The sequence below is a fragment of the Bacillus sp. K2I17 genome, from assembly GCF_002209985.1.
GTDB lineage: Bacteria > Bacillota > Bacilli > Bacillales > Bacillaceae_G > Bacillus_A > Bacillus_A wiedmannii.
On sequence record NZ_NJGF01000029.1, the window covers coordinates 20,125 to 30,416 of the forward strand.

Annotated in this window: 13 protein-coding genes; 3 read left to right on the forward strand and 10 right to left on the reverse strand. The window is 39.8% G+C overall.

Translation table 11 applies throughout. The features are described 5' to 3' along the window. The first annotated feature begins 193 nt into the window (after nt 1-193). The gene (locus CER22_RS24065; protein WP_088609741.1) at nt 194-1,114 is read left to right on the forward strand and encodes a tyrosine-type recombinase/integrase; all 921 of its coding nucleotides are present in this window, start codon (nt 194-196) and stop codon (nt 1,112-1,114) included. Between the two features lie 154 nt (nt 1,115-1,268). Then, a complete protein-coding gene (locus tag CER22_RS24070) occupies nt 1,269-2,051 on the forward strand; it encodes a helix-turn-helix domain-containing protein (protein ID WP_088609742.1) in 783 nt (260 codons plus the stop codon). Between the two features lie 99 nt (nt 2,052-2,150). Here CER22_RS24070 and CER22_RS24075 read toward each other — a convergent pair whose 3' ends face one another. Then, nucleotides 2,151-2,501: a hypothetical protein gene (locus tag CER22_RS24075; protein WP_142293544.1), complete on the reverse strand. Its 351-nt coding sequence runs from the start codon at nt 2,499-2,501 to the stop codon at nt 2,151-2,153. 338 nt (nt 2,502-2,839) lie between these two features. On the opposite strand from CER22_RS24075, the gene CER22_RS24080 reads away from it, so the two are divergent. Next, on the forward strand, nt 2,840-3,118 hold the full coding sequence (locus tag CER22_RS24080; RefSeq protein ID WP_061681416.1) for a hypothetical protein: 279 nt from the start codon (nt 2,840-2,842) through the stop codon (nt 3,116-3,118). A gap of 100 nt (nt 3,119-3,218) precedes the next feature. On the opposite strand, the gene CER22_RS24085 is transcribed toward CER22_RS24080, so the two are convergent. From CER22_RS24085 to CER22_RS24135, 9 genes are all read right to left on the reverse strand, one after another. Continuing rightward, on the reverse strand, nt 3,219-3,554 hold the full coding sequence (locus tag CER22_RS24085) for a hypothetical protein (protein WP_088609744.1): 336 nt from the start codon (nt 3,552-3,554) through the stop codon (nt 3,219-3,221). Between the two features lie 558 nt (nt 3,555-4,112). Then, the gene (locus tag CER22_RS33740; protein WP_232294958.1) at nt 4,113-4,391 is read right to left on the reverse strand and encodes a hypothetical protein; all 279 of its coding nucleotides are present in this window, start codon (nt 4,389-4,391) and stop codon (nt 4,113-4,115) included. 238 nt (nt 4,392-4,629) lie between these two features. Continuing rightward, on the reverse strand, nt 4,630-4,827 hold the full coding sequence (locus tag CER22_RS24100; RefSeq protein WP_088609747.1) for a hypothetical protein: 198 nt from the start codon (nt 4,825-4,827) through the stop codon (nt 4,630-4,632). 13 nt (nt 4,828-4,840) lie between these two features. After that, nucleotides 4,841-5,398 carry a hypothetical protein gene (locus CER22_RS24105; RefSeq protein WP_088609748.1) on the reverse strand — a complete coding sequence of 186 codons (558 nt, stop codon included), beginning with the start codon at nt 5,396-5,398 and terminating at the stop codon, nt 4,841-4,843. 71 nt (nt 5,399-5,469) lie between these two features. Next, nucleotides 5,470-6,366: a phage major capsid protein gene (locus CER22_RS24110; protein ID WP_088609749.1), complete on the reverse strand. Its 897-nt coding sequence runs from the start codon at nt 6,364-6,366 to the stop codon at nt 5,470-5,472. 211 nt (nt 6,367-6,577) lie between these two features. Further along, nucleotides 6,578-6,820 (reverse strand): hypothetical protein, encoded by a 243-nt coding sequence (locus CER22_RS24115; protein WP_088609750.1) that lies wholly within the window; start codon nt 6,818-6,820, stop codon nt 6,578-6,580. Nucleotides 6,821-7,223: 403 nt separating this feature from the next. Next, the gene (locus CER22_RS24120) at nt 7,224-7,712 is read right to left on the reverse strand and encodes a hypothetical protein (RefSeq protein WP_088609751.1); all 489 of its coding nucleotides are present in this window, start codon (nt 7,710-7,712) and stop codon (nt 7,224-7,226) included. Between the two features lie 321 nt (nt 7,713-8,033). Beyond that, complete coding sequence (locus CER22_RS24130) at nt 8,034-8,855, reverse strand: MarR family transcriptional regulator (RefSeq protein WP_088609753.1); 822 nt, start codon at nt 8,853-8,855, stop codon at nt 8,034-8,036. Beyond that, entirely contained in the window at nt 8,856-9,056 is a 201-nt protein-coding gene (locus CER22_RS24135; protein ID WP_088609754.1) for a helix-turn-helix domain-containing protein, read from the reverse strand. It lies immediately after the preceding gene. Between the last annotated feature and the right edge of the window lie 1,236 nt (nt 9,057-10,292).

Genomic DNA, 10,292 nt, shown 5'->3' on the forward strand with positions numbered 1-10,292 from the left:
AGTTCGAGCCTCTCCGGGGTCATAAAACCTAATAGTATCAAGGCTTGAGAGGGTATTCTCACAAGCTAAAACTGTGGAGGTCTCCATCAGACACCACAAGTTAACAGAGGACTACTTCTAGTCAGCAAACCAGCTGGCTCAGGGGTAGTCCTCTTTTTTGTTTCTATAAAACCGAGAAAGGACTGAGAAGAAAATGCTAATTAAGTTTGCTATGAAGGATTTCAAGGAGGAAAAAGAGTTCGCTAATCTGTCCCCTCGTACAATTCAATCTTATATGGCTACCATGCATGAGTTCCAAACGTTCTGCTCTGAGAGGGAACTAATAGATACACGAGATATTAGAGAAGCAACTGTTAAGGGCTACCTCATGTATTGCCAAAAGACAAGAGGTAACAACGTAGTAACTAGAAATACCAAGCTTCACCATCTCAAGATTTTCTTTAACTATTTACAACATGAGGAGATTATCACCGAGAAAGAAAACCCTATTCGTAAAATGAAGCTTGCTAAAGAGGAAGTCAAAATTGAGGTCTTTCAAGATGAACATATCAAACAAATGCTTCGCTACTATAGAAGACTCAAAGCAAGAAATAAAAGCTTCTACGCTTATCGAGATCACACTATTATTGTTTTCCTTTTAGGAACTGGCTCGAGATTAGGAGAGCTTATCAATGTACGCTGGAGTGAATTGGATTTGGTAAACCAAACCGTAACCCTATTCGGTAAAGCTCGAAAGCAACAGACTGTCCCTCTCACAGAGAAGCTTGTAAAAGAGCTTTGTGAGTACAAGGTGTTTGTAGAACGTGAGCTAGGTAAAATCTCTGAGTACGTCTTTACTACGCGAGAAGGTAATCAGCTTACACCTAATGGAATCAAACTCGTATTTAAGCGACTCAAACAAGTAATGAACTTCTCAGATGTTCGCTTATCAGCTCATACTTTCCGTCACACTTTTGCTCATCGTTGCTTAATGGCCGGTATGGACGTTTTCACTCTCCAAAGAATGCTGAGACATAGCAATTTAAGAATGACTGAGAGGTATCTTGCTCTTTGGGGTACTGCCTTGAAAGAACAAAACGATAAGTTTAATCCACTTAATTCACTTGAGATTTAAGACAAATAAAAAGAGAACCCTGCTCTAGTTTGGCGACCGGACAGGGTTCTCTCTCGGAAGAAAACTCGAAGGAGCTTTCTTGTTTGCTATTGTATCATGCTTATTGGTACTAGCTCAAGAGGTGTTCCTTCTATAAAGATGGAGGACTATACTAATGAAGGAACTCAGAAAATACATATCATTTGATTCAGTAGCTGAGATGGACAAAACTATTGATCTTATTCTAAAAGAATATAACTTAAAAGATAGCGAGCGAGTAATACTTCTAAAGCTATCAAACTACTCATGTAAGTTCGTGGGAGTTTCATATTTAAAAAACAACACGCTAGCTGATCTAACAGGATACTCTAAGCGTACTATTCAGCGTGCCCTCAAACGTTTTAGCGAGCTAGGAATCGTTACTCGTATTGAACAGTTTAAACCTGTTAAGGGTGGCTACTCATCATTCCTCTGTGTAATTAATCCTTTCGAGCGTCACCATGAACTGGCATCTTGTAAGGAAGCTACCGATCCTACTCCTGAGCAACTTAACGAGCCATCTCACGAGAACGAAGCCATTACAACTAAAACTAAAAGCTCTAAAGAATTAAAGATACGTAATAGCGCACCTGTTGAACTGGATGATTTAGATTCATCTTATTTGGTTAACTCATGTGTACCTATGGAATTTATCAATACAGTATCCCCCTTCTTTGATACAGCTAAGGAGATATATGCTATTTGGAATAAAGTTAAATTGGCTGCAAGCAAGTATGCACCTGACTTAGTTGATACAACTGAGGTGGCAATCTCAGCGTTCAAACAATCTGTATTTGCTCTAAAGATGAACAAGATTAGAAAAGACTTCAAAGGTTATTTATTTGGCGTTCTCTCAAAGATGATGTCTGTTGAGCAAAGAAAACTGAAGAATAAACTTTTCAATTTCCTACAAGATTAATCTGAGGAGAAGCACACACTATCGGGAATCGCCAATATTTTAGACAGCTCATTTACATAATTCTCGTAAGCAGAAGTTCCTTGTTTTGCAACTCCTCTGCTAAATAGGGTCCCCTGGAATTATCGGATCTGTTGGATAAAAAATCGTAATAAAGAATCGTACTCGGCTTGGAACTTCCGCAGAAGCGATGAGTCTATTCGCATTAGGAGCAGACAAAGCTATCTCGCTGTTCGGCGTAGCTGTAGCATTAGCTAATGTCACTGGTGGAATATCAGTATTTAAGGGGGCGGAACGTTGTATTGCTACATTCACAAAGTTGTTGGAGAGATTTTGAGCGATGACAGTCATCAGACGGAGAGGGGCTGTCGGAAGATCAACACCTGGTGCATATTGAAAAATCGTATTTTCAATAAATTCTTGAATCGTAACGCCGTCTGGGGGTGGTGCCACTCCCACAGTTGCGTCCACACAAAAGTCTTGGCGAATGATGAGCAAATCGGAATGAATGACTGCATCACTTACGATACGATCATTGCGGCATCCTTCTTGAGGACAACTGTTGGAACAAGTAGAGGAAAATCCACTCCCTAACGGTTGGTAACAAGGGTTGCAGCATTTTTTATTTTTTGATGACATGAACAACCAAACTCCTTTACGTATCATACTGTTATATACAATGTAAAATGAGTATGTTTTTCTTGTACGTTTGTTCATATATATTCAATAAAAAGCAAAATCCCTAAAACTCTTAGTTTTAATCTAGATGAATTAACTGAGGAGGAATACTAATGAAAAAGCGAATAGTTGTTTTCCTGTTCAGCATTATCCTGCTGAGTGCTTGCAACAGTTCAACAATCTCTGAAGAAGAATACAACTCTTTAGAGGAAGGGATGACACTCTCAGAGGTTGCAGACCTTGTAGGAGGAAAAGGAGAGCGTACCAGTTCTAATGGCTACACAAACGTTACCTACGATGGTGACGGAGAGGAAATCGGTGAAATCGACTTTGCAGTAATGGTATTCGAGAAGGGTAAACTAAGAGTGTGGGATCGAGAAGATAATAACTAAGGGGGAAAACTAAAAACTCTAGGACACTCCCCCTCAAGCTGGCTCTTATTGAGTCGGCTCTTTTACTTTCTTCCTCGGGGTAACATTACAGTAATTGAAATTATATTTTATGCACTCGTTGGAACCAATCAGATAACTCTTGAACTTGCTGTTTATCTAACACAAACCCTTTTACCATTTCCTTCGATTCAATTTCAATACCGAGGAGATCACCTTTCAGAGGACGAATTCTTAATGGATCTCCTCCACGATCTAACACCTCTGCCACCTCTCCATTATTTAAGATTCTCGCAAACTCACGGGATCCTCCGCTTGAGAATACACAATGGACATAACGTCTGTATTCATCCTTAATTGTAAAGTACATTGAACCTAAGATAACCTCTACTTTTAGTGTTTGATTTGAAATATCTTTGTATTCCAGCATAGGTATCATCTTATCACCACCTATCATAAATAATTATAGAGTTGGCAACCAACAAAAGGAATACCCTATGTGAGATTGGTCTACTGGGGTAATACCTCGATGTTGTGAACGTGTATTTTTTATACAAGGATACAGCCTCGGAGTGGCTACCTCACAAAAAAAACCGAGACAGCACATTCTCAAGAGATTAGTCTACTAGTACCCTACTAGATAAAGTTAATCACCTTAGAATTGCTCTCTCGGTATCTTATTTCCTATATATAGTTACAGGCTCATGAGAGTGAGCATCATAACGATGCCTCCAAAGATTATCAGCATAGTAGCACCTATGAGCTTGTAGTAGTAATAGTCCGGTCTCACAAGATAATTACATCCTTTCTAGTTCCACTCCTATTAGTCTTCCATCGATAGTGTATCTGAATTGCTTATTATAACACTTGGTAATATCCTGTATGAGCCACTCCTCAGGGTTAGCGGTCTCAGTAGTAAACTCCGAGAGATACTCTCTACCTGAGTGTGTCCATCTCACATAACAACGGTACTTCATAAGCATTCCCCCTAGTGTTATTATTGCTTATCGTTCATACCATCAAAGAGTACTGATACGTCAAACTCTGACTTGTTCTCTACGTTACCCTTACTTAGTCGATACCTACGAGATAGTCCCAGCTCTTGGGCCATACGAACAGCTTCCTGGTCAAAGTTCATCTTACTAGAGCTACGATTCATAGCATACTCCATTCCTACAGAGTCAATCCGTCTCGTCTTAATCATTGCTACGAGATAGCGATCTAGCATATCCTCATCCATTTTGCTCAGAGAATATTCCTCTTTATAGTGGCTCATGAAGTCATCATAGTAGGCTTGCTCTTCCTCTGTCCAACTATTGCGGAAGTTCTTCGAGTAGATGCCGTGAATGTAATAATGTCCACTTCCGTCAGGCTTCTTAAGGTTAACTAGAGAGCGTTCCTTTGCTTCCTCTGAGGAATAAGTCCTCTTTTGTCCCTTCTGGGGAAGATTCGCTAACGCTCTAGCCTTTGCCTCCGGAGAGGAGTATCTATGCTTCTCACCTTTTTTAGTCATATTACTTTTCCTCCTTGTTTACTGAGAATAACTCTACAGATACGCTCGTTAGGTAGATTGTCTTCTTATCATTTACCGAGATAGGAAACACTGTAGACTCTTCCCCCTCGAGCCAGCCGATAAAGTCAGCTAACTTTCCGTCCTCTAGTGTTACATCTAACGTGCCACCTGAGTGGGTAACAATCTTTACTTTGTTCATCTAATCAGCCTCCTTATACTCGTAGTGATCGCTTATACTGTTGGTATTCTTCTTGGAAGTCTTGTTTCTCTTTTTCCATAGCATTCATTACCATAGAGAAAGACGCATACACCTCTTGAGGAGTGTACTTTGGGGAGTGTGCTTGCTCGCTAAATAAAGTAGCTCCTTTCAATTGAGGGAATGCTACTAGGGAGACCTCTCTTATTCTCGTAGGATTACCGCTAGAGTCTGTATAGAACGAGATAGACACCTTTTTAGCTAGTCCCTTTCGTACTCGTTCCTTAATGGAATCCTCTACAATACGTAACTTTCCGTAGAGCTTATCACCTATTACAGATACACTCTCTAGGAAACCTACAGTGTCTCTAGCTGACTCTGAGTGATCTAATTGAATAGGAACATCATCCTCTTTGTTGAACGAGCTAGCCAAAGCCTGTAAGTCTTTCACTGTATAGTTGCGTCCTCTGTGGTTGCCTGTGTAGAACAACTCAGCATCCTTCACTAGATCGCTTCCCTCCTCTGAGAAGGAGTCCACTAGCTCACCTGTATAATTAAACTTTACTAGTTTCATTTGTTTCACCTCGTTAGTTTAAATAAGAAAAGGAGCCACCATACGAGATGGCAAGCTCCTTAGGGGGTTAATTAGTTGAGGACATTCTTGATTAGGAATAACGCTGAAGGGTCTGTCACATATGCAGTAGTGAAACGAGTAACACGTCCGATAGTTGTCATGTCTTCCTCTTGGTTGTACGTAGTAGAGCGTAATGGTTCAGCATCAGCAATCTCCCCTACAATCTTACGCTCTAACAGTAGAGCTTGATCTGCTGGGTAATGCTCATCTACAATGATTGAAATTTGTAAGAAGTCTCCAATGTAGCCATCAAACAGAGTCAGATCTGTGTTGTTCTTGCTTAGAGCATCACGAACAGGTTTACTAGATAGTAGTGCTGCTTCTACATCTGTACCGATAACCATTGTGTTTAACTTGTAGCCTTTGTCCTTAGCTACCTTCTTAGCGTTAACAATGTCAGCGATCATATTGTCAGCACCATTTGGAGGTAGAGGTTGTCCAGCAGTAGCTCCTACCTCAGGGGCATTCCAATAGTTATCTGTTTTGTTCTGTAAGTTACCATTCCCAGCAGTTGCCGAATCGTGTAACTTATCGTAAACCATTCCATTCACCATAGCTACTACTGAGCTAGATAACTTACGGAAAGCTCGTTCGAACTGTCCAGCAGTTCCCCACTTTTGCATCTCATAAGAGAACGTAAACTCAAGGCCATACTTACGGATCATCTCCAAACGAGCGTCCTCTGATAAGCCAATGCGTTTGAACCCTGAACCTTCACCTACTTCAGGTACTTCTTCGTAAGAGTTGTAACCCTCTCCGTCTTTGAAGAATTTAACCGCTAGTGCATCTGCTGAGACAGTCATCAGTAAAGCATCTGCTACAAAGCGTGGCTCTGATAGTTCACGAATACGAGCATCAATGAATTGTTTCTTTAGTAGTGGATGTTGACCTAAGATTAAATCTGACATATTATATTTCCTCCTGTGTGGCTACTATGATGAGCCAATTAGTTTTATGGTAATAGTGTAGTAAGTGCTACTCAGTAGCTGAACTATTACAAAGGAAACAAAGTAGAATATAACCCTCAGGAGATCATATAAGTTTGTTCCCTTTGTAGTAGCTACGAGACAGTAACCTCCGGTAGTTTTATACCTTCAGCAGTTATCCGTCTCATTAGTGCTACTTAATTGTTGCTAACTCGTCATGGATACAACCCATGATGAATTGCATATGCTCACAAGCTCCTACACTAAAGTCGAACTTGTTAGCTAACCAATTTTGGAATGTACATCTACTAAAACCGATTTTGTTAGCAAATGCAGTATTAGAACAACCTGTGAGTTGTTTATACTTCTTGTAGCGTTCTCGTGTAGCTTCATTTAAGCAAGTCTTAATTTCCTTTTCTTCGTGAGATAGTCTCATATACTATCAGCTCCTAATCAGTTAATCTATATAGGTACTAAGTTGTACCGATTAGTTATTTAAAAAGGACTCCCTGCTCGTGAGAACAAGGAGTAAGTCCCGATTAGATGTCCCCTTAAAACATCACCTCAGAAGGTTATATAAATGGTAGAGGCTTAACCCTCTATGTTGCTAGTAAGTCAAGAGAGAGTTAGCCCTCAGGAGGCATACACCTTACTAGCAACATACAAGATTAAGGTTGTGCCTAGTAAGTTTCCGTTCTCACTAGGTACTGGGAGGGGGATGATACAATGAGTAAAACTATGGAGGAAACGATAAAGAAGCAACTCTTTTGTTTCCCTACTATATAGTAACAGTTGTGTGAGTTGTATATACAAGTGTATACCAAAAAGAGAACCAACTCCTATTGAGCCAGCTCTCTCAAGTATTTACCTATTGTAATCGTATCATCGTACCCCATTGTTGCGCTTCCTCTTAGCCAATCATTGAAGATTCTCACGTTAACTCCTGTCTTCTCGGGGATGAAACTAAATGGATCTGCTGCTAATCCGATTGTTCCTATCATTCTCCATGCTAGCTTTCTAGTATACTCTTCATAATCTGGAGTTATTATTCTGAAGTCCTCATATGCCTTATTAGACCGGCTCACTTGATCCACCTGAGGTAGTTCAAACACTTTGAGTACTTCTGCCTTGGTTACTTTAGGGTTAGCTGGCACTAAAACACCTGCTTCCTCACAAGCACTAGACCAGTTGCCAAAGAGTCTGCAGCCAGCACTATACAGAGAACGATTAGTTTTCTGTATAGATCCACCTCCTAGTGACTCCCCTATCGCTTCCCTTTCGCGGATATGCTCGATGACTAACTCTTTCGTCCATTTGATTCTGCTCATTAGCATTCCTCCTCTTAGTTAGTAGCTAATTCGATACGCTCAATAGTTCGTTTGTCTCGTTTGCTTACCATATAAGGAGTTGGCTCAAATGGTTGTATCTGAGCTAGTGCATCCTCGAAGCTCTTAAAGTAGCATCTCATTGAGTTGTACAGGTGAGGACGGTCTCTCATTAGTACCACCTCGGTAATTGGATTTCCAATGTATTTCATTTCGGCTAATAACTCTAAAGTAAACTGTTTAGTGTAGATCATTTAATTTTCCTCCTTGTTTTGTTATTAAGATTGGCTCAGAGGCGAGCCTATGAAGACAATAGGTTAGGGGTTACTTCTTGAAGTTACTAATAGAAAGAGAAGCCTCCTCGATGCTATCAAGAAGGTCTTCGAGTGTAATCTTCTCAGCTTGTCTACTAACAGCCTTAGGATCTAAACAGATAGCCTCCGTTATAGTCTTCACCTCTACAATCAACCTAGCTCGGTTCAATTCTGTCATAAGTTTGTTTACAGTAGGCTTTGATAGTCCTAATAGACCAACCAAATGAGCTCGCTTCAGTAGTACAAGCTTCTTTGTGTCCTGCTCGTTGGGGTTCTCTACAATTAGATTCGTCTTCCAGTTCATATGAGTTAGCAACAGAGCGAATAATCCTAAAGCATTCAACGGTAAGTCCTTCGCCTTCTCGTGTAAATGAGTCTTAAATAGCTTCACTGTATTGTATTTACCTTCTAGTTTGCCACAAATGTAAACCGCATCAGTCATATCTACATACGTTGTTTTCCCCTCTGTCACTCGTTTGATAACTCCATTGGATTCTAACTCGGCTAACACTTTGTTAATCTGAGAACGAGTTTTTCCTAGTTTATTAACTAGACTTTTAACACTTATGCGATCTCCTCGGCTATCACACAAGATTCCATCATGGCCGATACTCATACAAGTTGCTAAGTAGAGTAGTAACCCATGTTGTTGTAACGTTAAGTTTTCCTTAATAGCATCATATCTTTCTAGTATCATTCTACTGTGGTGGTGCTTGTCTTGTTTAGATTTCTTCTCGGCGTAATTTTTTCGAGAATCCATCTGAGCTGGTGTTAGTACTTCATATCCGTTCTCGTGTAGAAAATCCTTAGCAACCTTTTCTGTTAGTAACATTTATTTTCCCTCCTTAGCATCAATGTAGGCTTCTATCCGTCTCAATGTATCTAGGCTAAACTGCATCTTATTCGCTCTCCACTTAGATATATTGTTATAATGGAGACCGACCTGTTTAGATAAAAATTGAAAAGTAACTCCGTTGCTATCTCGGTAGGCGTTGAATCTTTCTAGTGTGCGCTTGTTTGCTTCTCTATTCATTTGTTTTCCTCCTTAAGTAGCATAAAAGTTTATGCTTGTATGGGTAAATAAAATAGGACTAACTCCTTGTACTAATGAAGTAGATAATGCGTAGTGTATCTCTTTTGTTGGCTTACAAATTTAGGAGACAAAGCGTTACCCATTTGTTTCCCTATACTGTAGTACCCTTCCCGCGCTATCTCTTTTGTTGGCTTACAATATAGTAGTTACACCATGACCTACTTTGTTTCCCCTATACAGTAGTACCTCCAAGGCTCATCCAATTTTGGTGTATGAAACCGGCCCTATCAAAAGCGCCTTCACCCTTACTCTCCCAAGGTATACAGCCATTTTCAATGTCGGGTTTCTCTGTATCTGTGTACCTACTCGGCTACCTCTCCAAAGACACAACAAAAAGTGTAAAAAAATGCGTCGATTCTCCCAAATACGTAAAAAAAATGCGTCGATAAAAATCGGCTCAATCCCTTGTGGCTCTAAGGCTAAACCCTGTTTCACCATGTAAAACCCTTCTTTATTCTTATAGAAACCCTACTAAGCTATCTCTCCAAAGGCACAACAAAAAGGAGACACCCTATAATTGGCTATCTCCGTTAGACTTCCTTATAGTATTAGCCATGCAGATAATCTGCAATAACCTAGATATAGTAAACTATAGAGAAGAAACTAATAGGCTACCTCATAGTTACTAACTTCTCAAAACAAAAATAAAGGACTGAGAAGGACAACCTATAGAGAATAGCTTTAAGGATCTGCCTTCTCGGTAACGAGATAGAAAAGCCTTTAAAGAATAACCTCTATTGTCCCAGCTCTAGGAGTCCTTTTTTTAAAATCATTAAATACAATACCTACTGAGGTAGCAACTCTTAGATTATTCTATCAGGGTTATTCTTTCTCGTTACCGAGATAGGATATACTTGATAGGTTATTCTCTAGAGTCCTTTTTTTCTTTCTCTAGTGATTATTTCTATTAGGTGAACTATTAGTTTTACCTATCTAGTAATCTCTTTTTAGATAGAGTACGAGATTCGCGCTATTTTAGGATAATCTCAATGTATTTCACCACTAGATATTAACGCTTGAGGACGTTAAACAGGTAACTTAGAAGATGAATGCTACATGTTACTACTATATCTCATCTATCAAGTTAACTAGGTGAGATAAACTGCTAGGTGATACCGATTAGTGTCGGCTAAAAGTGGTGATCTACTAAGGTGGCGGTCTCCTGAGTTACGTACT